The sequence below is a fragment of the Actinotignum timonense genome (assembly GCF_002860685.3).
In the GTDB taxonomy this organism is placed as follows: Bacteria; Actinomycetota; Actinomycetes; order Actinomycetales; family Actinomycetaceae; genus Actinotignum; species Actinotignum timonense.
Map to the genome: position 1 here is coordinate 1,931,691 of NZ_CP136960.1, position 17,630 is coordinate 1,949,320.

Genomic DNA, 17,630 nt, shown 5'->3' on the forward strand with positions numbered 1-17,630 from the left:
AAAGTTCGCGGGGCTTTTTATGTCGGCAAAGGGTGCGATAATGGACGGTATGACTACCAAGGGACAGCACGATCAGGATACTGCGCAGCAAAATTTGCGCGCCCGCGGAAATAACCGTTCTCAGCAGCCCAGTAACCTCGAGTTTCGGGAGTTCATGGGCTCGGATTGGGGGCCCCGGCCCGAACCGGCACCGCGCACGGAAGTGGCAGATTATTTACCGGCCCGCCACGCCGCCCTTTCCGCGCTTTTCCCCGGTGAACGCCTCGTGATCCCGGCCGGGGAAACGAAAGTCCGCGCTAATGACACCGATTACCGCTTCCGCGCCCATTCTGCTTTCTCGCATATGACAGGCCTGGGCGGGGAACAAGAACCCGGCGCGGTCCTTGTTTTCAATCCGCGTGAAGAAGGCGGGCATGATGTCACCCTCTACTTCTACCCGCGCGCCTCGCGTTCCTCGGAAGAGTTTTATTCGGATCCGGCCCACGGGGAATTCTGGGTGGGGGCGCGTCCCTCCCTGGAGGAAGTCAGCCGCGCCACCGGCTTGGCCACCGATTCCCTAGATAATCTTCCCGATGCCCTCGCGAAGGACCTCGGGGAAGGCCAGGTGAGTATCCGGGTGCTCGCCGAAGCATCGGAGCAGATCACCGCGCAGGTAAGTGACTTGCGTGCCGCGGCCGGGCTCTCGCAGGATTCCGCCCAAGATGTGGAGCTGGCCCAGGCCCTCTCCGAACTTCGCCTCATTAAAGATGATTTTGAAGTGCGGGAAATGCGCAAGGCGGTGGCAGCCACCTACTCCGGTTTCGATGAGATTATTCGTAGCCTGCCGCGCGCGGTTGCCCACCATCGCGGGGAACGCGTGGTGGAAGGGGCGTTCTTCGCCCGCGCCCGCGAAGAAGGCAACGGCCTGGGATATGACACCATCGCCGCCTCCGGCAACCACGCCAATACCCTCCATTGGATGACGAATGATGGCGAGGTCCGCGAAGGCGATCTCATCCTCGTGGATGCCGGGGTGGAACTCGATTCGCTCTACACCGCGGATATCACCCGCACCCTCCCGGTCACCGGCACCTTCACGGAAGAACAAGCGGAGGTCTATAACGCCGTGCTGGAAGCTGCTGAGCGCGCCCTGGAAGTGGCCGGCACCCCCGGCGTGAAATTCAAGGATGTGCACGCTGCCGCCATGGAAGTTATTGCCGCGTACCTGGAAAAGTGGGGTATGCTCCCGGGCACTGCCGCGCAGTCCCTAGCCCCCGAAGGCCAGTACCACCGGCGCTGGATGCCGCACGGCACCTCCCATCACCTCGGCTTGGACGTGCATGATTGCGCGGCCGCCCGCCGGGATATGTACCTGGATGCGGAACTCAAACCGGGGATGGTCTTCACCATCGAACCGGGGCTCTACTTCCGCGAAGATGACCTTAAGGTTCCCGAACGTTTCCGCGGCATCGGGGTGCGTATCGAGGACGATATCCTCATCACAGAAAACGGCGCTGAGCGCCTCTCAGAAGATATACCGCGGACCATCGCTGATATCGAAGAATGGTTCACGCGGGTGCAGCGCTAATGAAAACCTCGCAAAATTCTCGCGTTTTTATTGGGCGGCTGGCCGGTACCCCCGTCTACGATCCCATTGGCGACCAGGTGGGTACCGTCCACGATGTCGTCGTGGTGTTCCGCGTCAAAGGGGTACCGTCCGCGGTTGGGCTCACCATTGATGTGGTGGGCCGGCGGCGGGTCTTCCTGCCCATTACCCGCGTCACCTCCATCGCAAACGGCCAGGTCATCATTACGGGTGTGCTCAATATGCGGCGCTTCCAGCAGCGCAGTTCGGAAACACTCGTCATGGCCCAGCTCATTGACCGCGAAGTGGTGGTGCGGGAAACCGGCACCCGCATGAGCGTCGTGGACGCGGCCATTGAGCCGCTGCGCGGGCGCGAATGGGGCCTCACCCAGGTGTATGTGCGCGGAATCGGCACGAATTCGCGCCATTCGGAAATCCTCAAGGTGAGCGAAGTGGCCGGCCTGTCCACCGCGAGCCACACCCAGGGAGCCGCTTCAATAGTCTCCCAGCTGGTGGATCTCAAGCCGTGGGATATTGCGGAAATTTTGCGTGATTTACCCGAAGAACGCATGCAATCGGTCGCCCGGGAGCTCACGGACGAAAAGCTCGCGGACGTCCTGGAAGAACTCGGTGATGAGGACCGCGTCACGGTATTGGCTGGCTTGGATGTGGAACGTGCCGGTGACGTTCTAGACGTGATGCAGCCCGACGACGCGGCCGACCTCATGGCCGATCTGCCTTCTGAAACGGCCGCGATCCTCCTCGACTCCATGAGTGAGGGCGAAGCGCAAGATGTGCGCCGCCTCCTCACCTATGACGAACGCACCGCCGGTGGTCTCATGACCCCCAATCCGGTGATCCTCGGCCCGGATGATACGGTCGCCCAAGCCCTGGCCGCAGCCTCCCGCCCGGATATTCCGCCGGCGCTGGCCGCGGTAGCTTTTGTGTGCCGCCCGCCTTTGGAAACTCCCACGGGGAGGTATCTGGGCGCGGTACATATCCAGCGGGCGCTGCGCGAACCCCCGACCACGATGCTGGGCTCTATTCTGGATCGCAATACCGAAGGTGTGGATCCGGAAGCCCCCATCGGTTCGGTCACCCGCGAATTAGCCACCTATAACCTCACCGCTGTCCCGGTAGTAGACCAGGGGCTCCTCCTCGGGGCGGTCTCCGTTGACGACGTGCTCGACCACCTCCTCCCCGAGGATTGGCGCGATATGGATGATTCCTGGGAGGGCGCGGATTCTGAGAGCGCCGCCGCATCCACGACGAACGAGGTGAACCGTGGCTAATGATTTCAATGAACCACTCGAACGCCGCAGCCGCTTGTTTCGGCGCCGACGCCGCAAGGACCCGGAGGCTGCCGGGCGCGCCGCGGAAAGCATCGCCCGCTTCCAGGGCACCGCGAGTTTTCTGGTTTACCTGACCATTTTCGTGGTGGCGTGGCTGGCGTGGAACACCATGGCCCCCGAAAAATGGCAATTCGATTCCGCTGAATTTGGTTTCACCGCGCTCACGCTCATGCTTTCCTTGCAGGCCTCCTACGCCTCGCCCCTCATCCTGCTGGCCCAGAACCGCCAGGATGCCCGGGATAAGGTGAGCGCTGAACAGGATCGCCAGCGTGCTGATCGCAACCTAGCGGATACCGAATACCTCATGCGTGAAATTGCGGGTTTGCGCGATGCGGTCGGCGATATGGCCACCCGTGATTTTGTGCGTTCGGAATTGCGCGATTTGCTCCACGAGCTTGATGACCGCAATATTGACCGCGCTGCCGAACGCGAAGAACGTATCCGCGAATTGCAAGAAGAACTCGATGCGGTCAAAGCCCAGCGCGAAGCCCGTGATGTCCCGGTTGATCCGGGAGATGACCACGCCCGCGCCGCGCTTGACCGCCCTAGGGAGGAGCCCGGTGCCCACGAGTGATCCTGTTTCCGATTCGGTGCCGCGCTCACCCGCGGCCACTGCCCTCACCAAGGATCGGGTGCTAGAAGCCCTCTCCGGGGTTATCGACCCGGAGCTACGCCACCCGATTACCGAACTGGATATGATCCACGGGCTGCGGGTGAGCCCCGAAGGTGATGTCACCCTCACGGTGCTTCTCACCACCGTGCACTGCCCGCGCCAAGACGTTATCGAAAAGGAAGTCCGCGAAGCCATCTCCGCGCTTGAGGGCGTGGGTACTATCACCATCACCATGGGTGCCATGACCCCCCTCCAGGTGCAACACCTCCAGCAGAAGCTGCGCGGGGGGCGCACCACCCGGGAGATCTCTTTCGCGCGCCCCGACTCCCCCACCCGCGTTATCGCGGTGGCCTCCGGAAAAGGTGGGGTTGGTAAATCCTCCGTTGCGGCGAATCTTGCGGTTGCCCTGGCCGCCACCGGCCAACGCGTAGGCCTCATCGACGCCGATATTTACGGTTTTTCCATCCCCGGGATGATGGGAGTGGATACCCCCGCCCAGCAGCTCAACGGCATGATCATCCCCCCGGTCGCCCACGGCGTGAAAGTCATGTCCATCGGTATGTTTGTGCCCGGGAATACCCCGGTGGTGTGGCGCGGCCCCATGCTCCACAAGGCTCTCGAACAATTCTTCGCGGACGTCTACTGGGGAGATCTAGATTTCGTTTTCCTCGATTTACCGCCGGGAACGGGCGACGTCGCTATTTCTTTGGCTCAGATGCTGCCCCGCGCGGATATCCTCGTTGTCACGACGCCGCAAACTGCCGCCGCGGACGTGGCTGAACGGGCCGGTGCAGTTTCTAAGCAAACTGAGCAGACCGTTATCGGCGTCGTCGAAAATATGTCCTACCTGGAACTACCGGACGGAACAAAAAATACTATTTTTGGTTCCGGTGGCGGGCAGCTCGTCGCTACGAATCTCAGTGCGACCCTCGGGTACCCGGTTGAGCTTCTCGCCCAGATTCCGCTGGAGCCCGCGTTGCGGGAAGGCTGCGACGCGGGAACACCGTTCGTCCTCGATATGGTGGACTCCCCCGCGCGTGATATTCTGCGTGGCCTAGCAGCGCGCATCCAAGAGCTACCGCGGCGCGGGGCGCCAGCTGACTAGCGTGCATGCGCTCCGGCCAGCTAGCCCGGCGCGCATACCCCGCGTCATGGCACAGCGCACTATGATAGAAACACTGCTGCGCACTATCCCTGTTTTGGAGGAGGCTTATGTCCGATCGGACCCTGGCGTGGACATACGCTGAAGACGCCGTTATCGAGGGGGATATTACCCGGGCGGCCCGCGCCACCGCCGCTGAATTCTCTATTCGCTGCGTGAGCCCGGCCTGCGGGAACTTCCTCACCGTGCTGGCGGCCTGCGCGAAGGTCACGAACGCGGTGGAAATCGGGACGGGCAGTGGAGTTTCCGGCCTCTACCTACTGCGGGCCGGGGATATTCACCTCACCACGATTGACGTGGAGTCCGAATCCCAGCACGTGGCCCGCTCGCTTTTCGCTCGGGCCGGGGCCCGCCCCGGGAAAGTACGCATTATTAACGGGCGCAGTGCAGATATTTTGCCGCGGCTAGCGGCCCGCTCCTACGATATGGTTCTTGTCGACGGCGATCCTCTCGAGGCTGCCGGCGACTGTGAAGAAGCCTTGCGGATTTTGCGACCTGGTGGCCTCCTGGTGGTGGCTGGCGCCCTCCAGGGCGGCAAAGTGGCTGATCCGGCGCGCCGCGAAGAACCCGTCGTCGCTATACGGCACCTCATTAAGGCGCTTATGCGCGCCGAAGAACTCGATAGCAGCCTGGTGCCCCTCGGCGATGGCGTGCTGGTTTGCCGGCTGCGCTAACCGAACCGCCCTCCGGATCTAACCGGGCATGTTTGAGCACGCCGGTTTCCGAACACATACTATCCGCTGGTTCCTGAACACATAGTTTCCGCCGGTTTCCGAGCACTCCGAACACTCCGGACGCATAGTATCCGGGGGCCGCGCCCGCTGGCTGGCCCCCGGATAGGTAGTAGGTACAGGTACGTTGGTGGTGGTTACTTCTCCACGCTTGCGAGAGCTTCTTTGAGGCTGACGCATTCTTCGTCGTTGAGTTCCAGGACGAGGCGTCCGCCGCCATCCACCGGAATACGAACCACGATTCCGCGCGCTTCACGTTCGACTTCCAGCGGCCCATCACCTGTGCGTGGCTTCATAGCTGCCATAGTGGTTTCCTTCCTGTTCGCCGCAACTATGCGACTAACGTCACCCCTAATTCTACTAGAAGTCTGCCACCTGTTCGCGGCGAGCTTGTCGCGTGGCTTGTTCCGCCGTGAGGGAGCGCTGACCTGCGATAAGAGCATCCACAGCCTCGCGAGCGGTATCCACCACGGTGAAAATATTCGGATCTGCGGGCGAAATCATACCTTCGCTGACCAGGCGCCCGCGGATCCACTCCACAAGGCCACCCCAGAAATCACTGCCCACCAGCACCACCGGGAATCCCGCAACTTTACCGGTTTGTACCAGGGTGAGTGCTTCGAAGAGTTCGTCGAGGGTGCCGAAACCGCCCGGGAGCACCACGAAACCTTGGGAATACTTGAGGAACATTGTTTTGCGCACGAAGAAGTAGCGGAATTCAATGCCGAGATTGACGTATTCGTTGAGGCCCTGTTCGTGCGGGAGTTCGATCCCGAGGCCGATGGAGAGGCCGTCATTAGCTGCGGCGCCCTTATTGGCGGCTTCCATAATCCCCGGCCCGCCCCCGGTAATAATCCCGAAGCCCTGCTGGCTGAGGATATCGGCGGTTTCTTCGGCTACCCGGTAGTAGCGGGAGTCGCGCCCGGTGCGCGCCGAACCGAAAATCGAGACGCAGGGCGGCACGTGGGCGAGCGCCCCGAACCCTTCCACGAATTCGGATTGGATGCGCAGCACTCGCCACGGGTCGCTGAGAGTCCAGTCCCCGTTGCTGCGGTTGGAGAGCAGCTTGGTATCCGCGGTGACGGGCGGAATCTGGGTGCCGCGCCGGGTTTGCGCCCCGCGCCGATAGTCGCGTGTGTTCATGGTTTCTATTGTCCTTCGCTGCCTGCGCGCCTTCCACCCCGCTACGCGGAGCGGAAAACTATCTCAGATCCGCTAGCCCGGCCGCGTCCAGACCGTCCACGGCCTTTTTGACGTCCTGTGCTTTCTCCCGCGTGGTCACCAACACTGCGTTTTCGGTATCAATAACGACGGCGCCCGGCACCCCCACCACAACAATGGGCTTCGCCGAGCTGTACACCAGAGAATCCGGCGCATCAATGGCGAGCACCGGAGCGCCCGTGTTTCCCGGGACCCGCTGGGTGGTGAGTTCGCCGGCGGGGATGCCTTCGGCGAGGGAATCATAATCCCCCACATCAGACCAGCCCATATCAGCGGGAACCACGGCCACCCGCCCGGCCGCCGCGGCCGGTTCAGCTACCGCCCGGTCAATGACCTCCTTCGGGATAGAGGCCCATATCTCTTCTACCTGCGCGGATTGCTGGGCCGAGTCCAGATCCCACAGCTGGGCTAGCTGGCGAAGCGGAGCCGCGATATCAGGGCGGTATTCGGTGAGCATATCCATAAGGGTGGCAGCGCGGGCCACGAAAATCCCGGCGTTCCAGTAGTAGCCACCCTGCGCGAGGTAACTTGCGGCTGTATCCGCATCCGGTTTTTCCACGAACTTTTCTACCGCTAAGGCAGCGGTATCGCCCGCGAGCGGCCCACCCTCGAGCGATTCGCCACCAAGCAATCCGCCGGCGAGCGGCCCACCGGCGCGAATATAGCCGAACCCGGTGGCCGGCCCGGTCGGGGTAATCCCGAGGGTAACCAGGTAGCCGTGCTCTGCTGCGTGCAGCGCGGTGCGTACTGCAGCGGTGAAGGCCGCGGTATTGGAGATGCGGTGATCGGCCGCGAAGGAACCGACCAGGGCATCCGGGTCGGAGCGGTGAGCGAGCGCGGCGGCGATACCGATGGCAGCCATGGTGCCGCGCGGGCTCGGTTCAACCACGTAGTGGAGGGGCGTGTGGATATCGACGAGTTGCTCGCGAACGGCCGCGGCGTGGGCAGTGCCCGTCACGGTGTAGATACTGGATGCGAGCGGGGCGAGCCGGGTCACTGTATCGTGAATCATGGTGTGCCCGGATCCAAAATCGACCAGAAATTTCGGGTGGCTGGCCCGCGAGAGTGGCCACAGCCGTGAGCCGGCTCCCCCGGCGGGAATAATCGCATGGAATGTCACGCCTAGCTGTCCTTTCGCTGCGAGCGGGCGAGTTCGCGTTGCCCGTTCACGTAGTGTGCGCGAGCTTCCTCAGCTTTGAGCTGTGCCTCGCGCGCCTTTGATTCTAGCTTTTCGGCCCGGCGGCGAGCCAGGTTCCCGGCCAAACCACCCCATTCGGGCAGTTCTTCTTCCTCATCTTCGGTGGCGTTATCCGGTTCGGGCAGCAGGGAACCCGTGATGGGATCATGCGGCCACGTGAGTGTTTCCGGAACGGAAAGGGTGACGTAATTGGGAGTGGTAGTGGCCCGCAGTTCTTCCGGGTCCTGTGCCACGTAGGCCCGCGGTGGGTTCGCCATATAGGCGGAGACCATGAGAACGATACGCGAGGCGAGGTTGAGCCAGAGCAGCAAGGTGGCGATAGCGGCGAAGGGCGCGAGGAGCGGGTTCCCGGACACGCTGGATACCGCGGAGGTACCGACCACTCGAATGATGGAAAGAAGGAGCGCACCGAGGGCCGCCCCCGTAATGAAATCGCGGCGGGGTACCCGAATCCCGGAGGTGAAGCGAATAATGAACATGATGACGAGGGCATCGACGGTGGCCGCGAGCAGGAAGACCGCGATTTTGGTTCCGAATTGCACGAGGGCTCCGTCCAGCCCCAGGTGGGTGAGGAGCAGAGTTCCTACCGAGCCGACGAGAGAGCCGATAATCGCGGAGGTGAGGATCCCCAGGGCGAGCACTACGAATCCGGCCAGCCGGAAGAGGATACTCACCGCCCCATTTTCGGTTCGCTGATTCACGCCGAACATGGCTCCGATGGCGGTGGCGAGCCCAGCCATAATGGACATCGCTGTCCACAACAGCACAGCTCCCGCAATGACGGTTGCCACTACCGAGGTTCCCGAGAGGATGAGGTCATCGGGGTTGATGAGCCCTTCCCCGGAGGAGTCTTGGAGGATGCCGGGCAGGGCCGCATTGACGGCATCGACCACGGTTTCCCGCAGCTGCGCGTTCCTGCCGAGGGTGGCCATAAACACGGTCCAGGAAATGGTGAGCGCCGCGGTGATGGCGAAAAGCGCCGAGTAGGCGATTCCACCGGCGAGCAGGCCCCCGCGGGCTTTACCGTAGCGGCCAATCCCCCGCATAATGCGCGTGCCTTGCACCCATTCAACCAGGGATTTTCCTTTATGTACGACGCCGCCCATGCCGCTTTCCGCCACCCGGGCCCCGCTGGGTGCACCCCGCCGGGCGGCTTGCCGCCCGCGCTGATCCACCCCGAAAGCCCGGGAAGTCCTATCCATCACTGTGTTCTGCTGTGTCACATAGCCATGGTACGTGAGGCCTACGACAAAAACAGAAGTTTTTGATTCCTCAACGAGCTTAGCTCTCGAGTTGGTAGTCAACCGTGAGCGGAGCGTGGTCGGACCAACGCTCGGCGTAGGAGGCTGCCCGCCCGATGGTGAAGCTTTGTGCGGTGGCGGCAAATGCGGGGCTGGCCATGTGGTAGTCGATACGCCAACCCACGTTGTTATCAAAAGCTTTGCCGCGCTGGCTCCACCAGGTGTAGGGGCCTTTGCCTTCGTGCCCGTTGTGCTCCAGCAGGGCGCGTTGCACATCTACCCAGGGCCCACCGAACCACCGATCCAAGTAGGCGATTTCATCGTCGAGTACCCCGGAGGTGCGGTTGTGGTTAGACTTCCAGTTCTCAATATCAGCTTCGGTGTGAACGATATTGAAATCCCCGGCGACCAGGGTGCGTGCGGCCGGATCGAATTGCGCTAAGCGGGCGCTTACCCGTTCCAGATGCGCGTATTTTGCCGCCATCTTTTCTGGATTATCCGCCACTCCTGAATGCAGGTAGGCGCTCACCACCCGCAGCTGGTCATCCGGGAGTTCCACTTCAAGCCAGCGCCCGCTATCCACCGGCGCTTCTTCACTGACGGGCTTTCCATCCGCGTCCACGCCCAGGTGATCCCGGATCTCACCCACACCGATGCCTTCCCGAACCGCGACCGCGACTCCGGCCCGGCCTTTGATATCGGAAACGGCCGTGTAGATCCGGTAGCCGGTGCCCGCGAAAATATCTGCGGTGATATCCGCGGGGGCACGCACTTCTTGAAGCAGGATGATATCCGCGGCGGTGGCTTCTAGCCAGGCCGCGATTCCTTTACGCGCGGCCGCGCGAATTCCATTGACATTGACGGTGCTTATCCGCATCTCATTCCCCTTCATGCCCTGCCCCGGAGCGCTCCGGGAGGATCTGTGCTGCTGCGCGCTCTCCTGCCAAGCCCTGCTGTTCGGTTGCGCGCTGCGCCGGCGCGTCCGGGCCGGCTGCGCCGCCTACTGCACTGCGCAGCTTCGCCCCATCCTGCTCCGCAGCGCAGCGTTCGGCCATATCCACGACGTTGCTGAGCAGCATGACGCGGGTCATCGGGCCCACCCCGCCGGGATTGGGTGATACCCAGGATGCGTGATCGCGTACGCCCGGGTCCACATCCCCGAGGGTGCGCCATTTTCCTTCTGCGGTGCGCTCCCGGGTCACTCCCACGTCAATAACGACGGCGCCGGGCGCCACCCATTCCGGGCGGACGAAACCGGCCTGGCCCACCGCGGCAATAATGACATCAGCGCGCCGGCACAGCTCGGGAATATTCGAGGTGCCGGTGTGGCAGAGCGTGACGGTAGCGTTGATGTTCTTCCGGGTGAGGAGGAGGCCGATGCTTCTTCCCACCGTGATTCCGCGCCCGAGGACCACCACGTGTTTGCCGGCAAGGCTGAGCCCGTGGCGTTCGATGAGCTCCACGATGCCGGCCGGGGTGCAGGGCAGCGGGGAGGTGAGCTGGCCGCTCACGCTTGCCACCAAGCGCCCGAGGTTGATCGGGTGGAGCCCGTCGGCATCTTTATCCGGGTCAATCGCTTCGATGAGGCGGGCTTCGGGAAGCCCGGCTGGGAGCGGCAGCTGGAGGATGTACCCGGTGCAGGCCGGGTTGGTATTGAGATCGCGCAGCGCAGCGGCCACTTCTGCCGCGGTGGCGCTCGCCGGCAGTTCCACTTGCAGAGAGGCGATACCCACCTCCGCGCAATCGCGGTGTTTGCCGCGTACATACGCCGCGGAGGCCGGGTCATCACCCACCAGCACGGTGCCAAGTCCGGGAGTGTATCCGCGAGCGCGCAGAGCTTCCACCCGCACCCGCAGTTCATCTTTGATAGCGGAGGCAACCGCGCGCCCGTCCAAAAGTTGCGCTGCCATTACTCGCCTTCCCCGCTCTGTGCACAGATGCTTCCAGGGGCGGCACTAGCTGCGTGCCCGCCGCAGCAGCCGTTTCCGGATGCGCCCGAAGTGCCCGATGCGCCCGGAGCACCAGAACCGCCCCCGACCTGATCGAGGCCGGCGTAGAGCGGGAAACGGTCCGCGAGGGCGCGCACCCGGGCACGCAGCTCCTCCACCGGTGCGGAGTGCCCGCCGATGAGGGCGCGGGCGATAATATCGGCAACTTCCGTGAATTCTTCCGGGCCGAAGCCGCGGGTGGCCAAGGCCGGGGTGCCGATGCGCAGCCCGGAAGTGACGAAGGGCGGGCGCGGGTCATAGGGAACCCCGTTGCGATTGACGGTGATACCGATGCTGCCCAGGAGGTCCTCCCCTTCTCGGCCGTTGATCGCGGCATTGCGCAGGTCCACGAGGACCAGGTGCACATCCGTACCCCCGGAAATAATCGAGATGCCGGCCTGAGCCACATCTGCTTCCGTGAGCCGCGCGGCCAGGATCTGGGCGCCTTCCAGGGTGCGGCGTTGGCGCTCACGGAATTCTTCCGTAGCCGCGTAGCCGAGGGCCACCGCTTTCGCGGCAACCACGTGCATGAGCGGGCCGCCCTGGTTGCCCGGGAACACCGCGGAATTAAGCTTTTTACCGTATTCTGCCCCGCGGGCGGAGAGAATCATTCCCGAGCGGGGCCCGCCCAGGGTTTTGTGGATAGTGGTGGTGACCACATCCGAGTACGGGAGGGGATTGGGGTGCAGCCCGGCGGCAACCAGGCCGGCGAAATGGGCCATATCCGTCCACAGCACCGCGCCCACTTCATCAGCGATGGAGCGGAAAGCCGCGAAATCTAGGTGGCGCGGGTAGGCGGACCACCCGGCGATAATCATGGCGGGGCGTTCGCGCAGCGCAGTTTCACGCACCTCATCCATATCGAGAAGATAGGTTTCCGGATTGACGTGGTAGGCGGCTACCTCATAGTTACGCCCGGAGAAATTGAGTTTCATGCCGTGGGTGAGATGCCCGCCCTGATCGAGGGCCATGCCCAAAACTTTGCCCCCGGGTTTCACCATCGCGTGGTACACGGCGGCATTCGCCGAGGCCCCCGAATGGGGTTGCACGTTCGCGTAATCAGCCCCGAACAGGCTTTTTGCCCGCTCAATGGCGAGGGTTTCGGCCTTATCCACCCATTCGCAGCCCCCGTAGTAGCGCCGCCCGGGATAGCCTTCCGCGTACTTATTGGTGAGAACAGAGCCCTGGGCTTGCAGAACCGCGCGGGAAACGAAATTCTCCGACGCGATCATTTCCAAGCCTTCTTGCTGGCGGCGCAATTCCCCGGTGAGAATCGCGGCAACTTCCGGGTCCGCCACGGCCAAAGGTTCATCCAGTGGTGTACTCATGTCTCTCCTCCACACCTTCCACGCCTTCGCTGTTAGGTCGACAGTCTACCGCGGGGGTGCGACACAAAAATTGCAGCGAAACTTTCCGGACCACGCGGGCCGTTGCGGCGTCGTCGTGCTGCACGCGGATGGGAACGACGGCGCACGGCCCGCGAGCAGCGAGCACCCGCGCAAAAGGGCCGCGCTTAGGAAATCTTGGGTGCGCTTAGATCGGCGTGCGCCAAATCCGCGGCGGGGCTCTTCGTGACGAGTTTGTGGCCCCACCACAGGGCGAAGAACAGCGGTAATCCGATATAGGAGGAGAGCAGGTCGAGGGCGCCACCGCCGGAGGTAATAATAAGGTAGCTCTGCCCCACAATCACCACCGCGCACATCACCAGCGCCACGATGGGGCCGGCCGGGTAGAACCGCGCTTTGAAGGGGAGTTCGTCGAGGCTGCGGCCCTGGGCTATGAAGGCGCGGCGGAAATTGTAGTGGCTCCACGCGATGCCCATCCAGGTGATAAAACCGGCCAGCCCGGAGGCGTTAACGAGCCAGGCGTAGGCTTTGCCGTCGCCCATGAAGGAGGAGATGAAGCAGGCGGTGGCCACCAGAATCGTGATGATCATGGCGTTGAGCGGGACGCCGCGGCGGGTCAGGCGCGCCAGGAATTTCGGGGCGCTGCCCTGCTCGGCCAGTGCGAAAAGCATGCGGGTGGATACGTAGAGTCCGGAGTTCCCGGCGGAGAGCACCGCGGTGAGAATAACGGCGTTCATAACCGCGGCCGCGAAAGCCACCCCGGCGCGCTCGAATACCAGGGTGAAGGGCGAGACGGCGATATCGGAGATGTCGGTGCGCAGCAGATTCGGGTCGCTGTAGGCCACCAGGGTGCCCACCACCACGATCGCGCCGATGTAGAAGATGAGGATGCGCCAGAAAATTGTGCGGGTGGCGCGCGGGACGGTGGTGGCGGGGTCGCGGGCCTCCCCCGCGGCGATGCCCACCATTTCGGTGCCCTGGAAGGAGAAACCGGCCACCATGAAGACCGCGAGGATGCCCGCCCCGCCGTTCACGAAGGGCGCCTCGCCTTCCGTCCAGTGCGCGAGCCCCGGGCTGGCCCCGAACACGCCGGCGATCATGAGCAGGCCCACCGCGATAAAGGCCAGGACGGTCACCACTTTAATGAGAGCGAACCAGAATTCGCCTTCTCCGTAGGTACGGACCGAGAGCGCATTGAGCAAAATGAGGAGGGCTAAAAAGACCGCGGACCACACCCAGCCGGGGGTGTCCGGGTACCAGTACTTCATGACGAGCGCCGCGGCGGACAGCTCGGCGGCCACGGTGATTGCCCAGTTGTACCAGTAATTCCAGCCGGTGGCGAACCCGAAGGACGGGGAAACGAAACGCCGCCCGTATTCTTCGAAGGAGCCGGCCACCGGCAGGTAGGCCGCCATTTCGCCCAGAGATTGCATGAGGAGGTAGACCATCATCCCGATGAGCCCGTAGGCCACCAGGGCCCCGCCCGGGCCGGCCTGGCTGATTGTTTCGCCCGAAGCCACGAAGAGCCCGGTGCCAATCGCCCCGCCCACCGCGATCATGGTGAGGTGGCGGGCGTGCAGGCCGCGTTGCAGCTGCGGCTCGGCGGATTGCTCAGCTTGTCCAGCTTGCTCTGGTGCCACGTTTTCTCAGCTCCTTCATCGCGGCGCCCCTGTGGGCGGGCCCGCTCCCCGCGGTGGCCGCGCCACCGCCTCAGTGCTTCGTTCGTACCGGCACACGGTAGTGTACGCTGCCACCGCGGCGCTATTGCTTCTCACACAGCGAGCCGCGGGTCTATTTCCGGCCGGTTCGGGGTGTAGTGGCGGCTTCTTCGGGGTGTAGCGCGGTTTAGCGCCGGGTGTAGCTGCGGGTTTAGTGCGCGCTTGCGGCCCGCCGCGCCCCGCTATTGTTCTGATATTCAATAAGAACGACGGCGCTGGCCACGTTGCCATCATGACTCATCGACACATGAATATTCACGCTCCCGAGGGTTTTATGGACCGCCCCGGCTATCGGTGCCCCGAGGATAATCGCGGGGCGCCCCCAGCGGTCATTGGTGACTTCGATAGCATCCCAATGCCCCTCGGGCAGCACCGGCTGAGAACCGTACAGGGCCGCCGACCACGCTTTAATAAAAGCCTCTTTAGCCGCCCAACGCGCCGCCAGATGCGGGGCGAGCTCCGCGGCCGGGATAACGGTCTCAAATCCGGCTTCTTCCGCGGCCGGGGTGGCGAAGGCGCCGGCGGCCTCGGTGCGGGTGTGGCGCTGAGCCCGGCGGATCGCGTAGCGCATTTCCCGCGCGGTAAAAACATTGCGGAAGCGGGAGCCGGGTAAATCCAGCTGCTGGGCGAAGGCATCGATGGCCACGGTATCGGTTCCAATTCCCGCTATCACGGAGCACTCCTTCCCGGTGACGTATCCGTTTGGCCAGCTCAGAGCCAAAGTGGCGCCGTCGTTCCCTATGACTTTAGCTCCCGCGTGACTTTTCCCTTTTATGGTAGACGAGGCCGCCGCTCCCTGTCTGCTCTTCCCGAATTTTGCTTTTCCTCTACCATTCGCCGCTGAGCTGGAGAAAAATAGTCCCTATGGCATCGATAGAGACAACCGGTATCGAAATAGTCGACGATAGTGAGCGCACCGCGAAACCCCGGCATCTGTTCCTGCCGTGGTTCGCCTCGAATATCTCCGTTTTCGGGATGAGTTACGGGGCGTGGGTGCTTGGATTTGGTATTTCTTTCCCGCAGGCGCTGGTCATCACGGTAATCGCCGTGATTCTGTCCTTCGCTATTTGCGGGGTAATCGCGCTGGGCGGCAAACGCGGCTCGGTGCCCACGATGGTCATGTCGCGCGCGGCTTTCGGGGTCAGCGGCGCGAAAGTTCCGGGCATTATTTCCTGGCTGACTTCCATCGGCTGGGAGACCTCGCTGGCCATTACCGCAGTTCTAGCCACTAATACCGTGCTGGCGCGGCTGGGCTGGGCCGGGGAAGATTCCACCACCGTCAAAGTGGTGGCGGCGGCCATTGTTGCCACCCTCATCGTGCTGGGCGCGGTGGCCGGGTATCACATTATTATGAAAATGCAGGCGGTTCTCACCTGGATCACCGGCATCACCACGATTATCTATATTATTTTAGTTTTCCCACATCTCGACGCCTCCGCGCTTTTCTCTCACTCTTCGGGCTCTGTCGCGGCCATGCTCGGCGCTTTCGTCATGGTGCTCACCGGCATGGGCCTGGGCTGGGTGAATATCGCGGCGGATTGGTCGCGCTACCAGAGCCGCGAGGCGCGCGGCAGCCATATTATTTTCTGGAATACCCTGGGTGGTTCCCTCGGCCCGGTGGTCCTCATTAGCTTCGGGCTGATGCTGGCCGGTTCGGACGACGCGCTCTCCGAAGCCATCGGCGCCGACCCGGTCGGGGCGCTGGCCACCATCCTCCCCACCTGGTTCCTCCTCCCCTTCCTCCTCACCGCGATTCTTTCGCTGCTCTCGGGCGCGATTAACGGTATTTATTCTTCGGGGCTCACCCTCCTGACCCTGGGGATTCGGATTCCACGCCCCCTCGCCTCCCTCATCGACGGCGTGATTCTCACTGTGGGAACTGTTTACGTCACGTTCTTCTCGCCGACCTTTATCGGCCCCTTCCAGTCCTTCCTGGTCACTTTGGGGGTACCGCTTGCCGCGTGGACCGGCATCATGATGGCGGATATTACTTTGCGTAAGCGTGATTACGACGACGCCGCACTCTTCTCCCCCACCGGCCGCTACGGCAAGTACAACGCGACCTCGCTGGCCATCCTGGCGGTGTGCTGCGTGATCGGCTGGGGTTTGGTAGTCAACGGCTTCTCCGATGCTCCCTTCAATGATTGGCAGGGCTACCTCCTCCCCCTCATCGGCGGGGTGGACGGGCCGCTCGGCTCGGGTAATATCGGCGTGATCCTGGCTCTCATTATTGGTTTCGTGGCCTACTACGGGCTGTGCGGAGCGCGGGTGCGCCGCCAGGAAGCGGAGATGATTTAGCGCTCGTATACACAAGTGGGGCGGACATTATTTATGCTGTCCGCCCCACTTTTATAATTTTACTTTTCTTGATATCCGCAAGATATCCTCGTTATTGCTACTTTTTGACCACCACTACGATAGCCCAGATGGAGAAGGCAATATTCACGATGGTGGCGAGGACGAAGAGAATAAAGCCAATACCGACGCTGGCAACCTCAGAGAATTCAGAAAGCTTGGACAGAGCGTTCATGCTACCGATGAATAGCAGAATCCCGAAAAGTAAACCCACCCCGCCGGCGGTGGCCATGGTCCACTTCTTCTTGATCACCAGAGCGAGCGTGGAGAAAACAGCTGCAATGAGGTAGCAAAGAATAATCACCCACGCCGATTCGGAATCCCCCGTCATCATGCTGGCGGAAAAACCAAAGGCCGAGGCGAAGGGCAGGAAAACGCTGAGCATCGCGAGCACCTGGGCGCCGATGAGCACCGCCGGAATAATCACATTCCACTTGGAAGCGCGCCCCGCGGAGGCAGCCGCGAAGCTCTGGCGCATCGCACCGGCCTGCTGGGCGACCGCCGGAGCCACCCGGTTACTCACGAAATCCTTGGCCCCGGTGGCGAATTGCTTGAGGCCTTCTTTCATATCCCCCACGGAATTATCCGCAGCGCCCGGCCCGGCTACCGCGCCCTGGGCGACGGCCTCCTGGTATTCCCGCAGGGTGGGTTCGCGGCCGTTATCCAGCTGGAAGCGAGCCTGCCACTGCTCGGCGGTGAGGGGCTGCGGGGCCTGCTGCGCGTGCGCGGCGGGCTGCTGGAACTGGGGTTCGGGCTGCTGATATTCACCAGCCGGCTGCGCCGCGGCGGGCTGTTCTTCCGGCTCTGCGGCCGGCTGCGCTGCCGGTTGCTGGGTCTGCGCAAACTGCGGGGCCTGCTGCGCCTGGGCTTCGGCCTGGCGTTCGCGAATCCAGGACACCAGTGCCGGGTAGCACTGCGGATGAACCGCGATAGCATCCCACAGGTCGGGGCGCTGGGCCGCAATATCGGCAAGATCCCGCGCGGTAATCTGCGGGTCGCCTAAGTTTTCGAGGGTCATTGTGCGCGGATCGTACATCATAGCGGTTCCACTTTCTCCCATAGAATTTCCGTACCGCAAAAACGCGGACGAAAACCCCGTGTAGCTACCAATACTTTCTACGGTTAATATACGGAGTTTTCT

Annotated in this window: 15 protein-coding genes and 1 pseudogene; 6 read left to right on the forward strand and 10 right to left on the reverse strand. The window is 62.7% G+C overall.

The features are described 5' to 3' along the window. The first annotated feature begins 40 nt into the window (after positions 1-40). The 5 genes from CYJ17_RS08085 (at position 41) to CYJ17_RS08105 (ending at position 5,365) form a co-directional block, all read left to right on the forward strand. On the forward strand, positions 41-1,567 hold the full coding sequence (locus tag CYJ17_RS08085; protein WP_087070617.1) for an aminopeptidase P family protein: 1,527 nt from the start codon (positions 41-43) through the stop codon (positions 1,565-1,567). Further along, on the forward strand, positions 1,567-2,856 hold the full coding sequence (locus CYJ17_RS08090; protein ID WP_087070616.1) for a magnesium transporter MgtE N-terminal domain-containing protein: 1,290 nt from the start codon (positions 1,567-1,569) through the stop codon (positions 2,854-2,856). Before CYJ17_RS08085 ends, CYJ17_RS08090 begins: the two co-directional genes overlap by 1 nt. Then, on the forward strand, positions 2,849-3,490 hold the full coding sequence (locus tag CYJ17_RS08095; RefSeq protein ID WP_087070615.1) for a DUF1003 domain-containing protein: 642 nt from the start codon (positions 2,849-2,851) through the stop codon (positions 3,488-3,490). The genes CYJ17_RS08090 and CYJ17_RS08095 overlap by 8 nt, the downstream gene beginning before the upstream one ends. Beyond that, a complete protein-coding gene (locus tag CYJ17_RS08100) occupies positions 3,477-4,634 on the forward strand; it encodes an Mrp/NBP35 family ATP-binding protein (protein ID WP_087070614.1) in 1,158 nt (385 codons plus the stop codon). The genes CYJ17_RS08095 and CYJ17_RS08100 overlap by 14 nt, the downstream gene beginning before the upstream one ends. A 107-nt stretch (positions 4,635-4,741) precedes the next feature. Beyond that, complete coding sequence (locus CYJ17_RS08105) at positions 4,742-5,365, forward strand: O-methyltransferase (protein WP_087070613.1); 624 nt, start codon at positions 4,742-4,744, stop codon at positions 5,363-5,365. Between the two features lie 194 nt (positions 5,366-5,559). Here the strand turns inward: CYJ17_RS08105 and CYJ17_RS08110 are convergent, their stop codons facing one another. From CYJ17_RS08110 to CYJ17_RS08150, 9 genes and pseudogenes are all read right to left on the reverse strand, one after another. Beyond that, positions 5,560-5,727 carry a DUF3117 domain-containing protein gene (locus CYJ17_RS08110; RefSeq protein ID WP_016442993.1) on the reverse strand — a complete coding sequence of 56 codons (168 nt, stop codon included), beginning with the start codon at positions 5,725-5,727 and terminating at the stop codon, positions 5,560-5,562. A gap of 55 nt (positions 5,728-5,782) precedes the next feature. Continuing rightward, a complete protein-coding gene (locus tag CYJ17_RS08115) occupies positions 5,783-6,565 on the reverse strand; it encodes an LOG family protein (protein WP_087070612.1) in 783 nt (260 codons plus the stop codon). Positions 6,566-6,623: 58 nt separating this feature from the next. Continuing rightward, on the reverse strand, positions 6,624-7,763 hold the full coding sequence (locus tag CYJ17_RS08120) for a mannose-1-phosphate guanylyltransferase (protein WP_087070611.1): 1,140 nt from the start codon (positions 7,761-7,763) through the stop codon (positions 6,624-6,626). A gap of 2 nt (positions 7,764-7,765) precedes the next feature. After that, the gene (locus CYJ17_RS08125) at positions 7,766-9,064 is read right to left on the reverse strand and encodes a YihY/virulence factor BrkB family protein (protein WP_234984489.1); all 1,299 of its coding nucleotides are present in this window, start codon (positions 9,062-9,064) and stop codon (positions 7,766-7,768) included. Positions 9,065-9,122: 58 nt separating this feature from the next. Continuing rightward, the gene (locus CYJ17_RS08130; protein ID WP_087070609.1) at positions 9,123-9,959 is read right to left on the reverse strand and encodes an exodeoxyribonuclease III; all 837 of its coding nucleotides are present in this window, start codon (positions 9,957-9,959) and stop codon (positions 9,123-9,125) included. A 166-nt stretch (positions 9,960-10,125) separates the two neighbouring features. Next, positions 10,126-10,992: pseudogene (locus CYJ17_RS08135) on the reverse strand (bifunctional methylenetetrahydrofolate dehydrogenase/methenyltetrahydrofolate cyclohydrolase); the annotation flags it as partial. After that, on the reverse strand, positions 10,992-12,398 hold the full coding sequence (gene glyA / locus CYJ17_RS08140) for a serine hydroxymethyltransferase (protein WP_280522329.1): 1,407 nt from the start codon (positions 12,396-12,398) through the stop codon (positions 10,992-10,994). The pseudogene CYJ17_RS08135 and the gene glyA, both read right to left, overlap by 1 nt. A gap of 185 nt (positions 12,399-12,583) precedes the next feature. Continuing rightward, positions 12,584-14,056: an amino acid permease gene (locus tag CYJ17_RS08145; RefSeq protein ID WP_143231869.1), complete on the reverse strand. Its 1,473-nt coding sequence runs from the start codon at positions 14,054-14,056 to the stop codon at positions 12,584-12,586. A gap of 229 nt (positions 14,057-14,285) precedes the next feature. Then, positions 14,286-14,807 (reverse strand): holo-ACP synthase, encoded by a 522-nt coding sequence (locus tag CYJ17_RS08150; protein ID WP_200807180.1) that lies wholly within the window; start codon positions 14,805-14,807, stop codon positions 14,286-14,288. A 191-nt stretch (positions 14,808-14,998) separates the two neighbouring features. Here CYJ17_RS08150 and CYJ17_RS08155 point away from each other — a divergent pair, with 191 nt between their 5' ends. Beyond that, positions 14,999-16,432: a purine-cytosine permease family protein gene (locus CYJ17_RS08155; protein WP_087070607.1), complete on the forward strand. Its 1,434-nt coding sequence runs from the start codon at positions 14,999-15,001 to the stop codon at positions 16,430-16,432. A 97-nt stretch (positions 16,433-16,529) separates the two neighbouring features. On the opposite strand, the gene CYJ17_RS08160 is transcribed toward CYJ17_RS08155, so the two are convergent. Then, a complete protein-coding gene (locus CYJ17_RS08160; RefSeq protein WP_087070606.1) occupies positions 16,530-17,549 on the reverse strand; it encodes a variant leucine-rich repeat-containing protein in 1,020 nt (339 codons plus the stop codon). Positions 17,550-17,630: the final 81 nt, after the last annotated feature.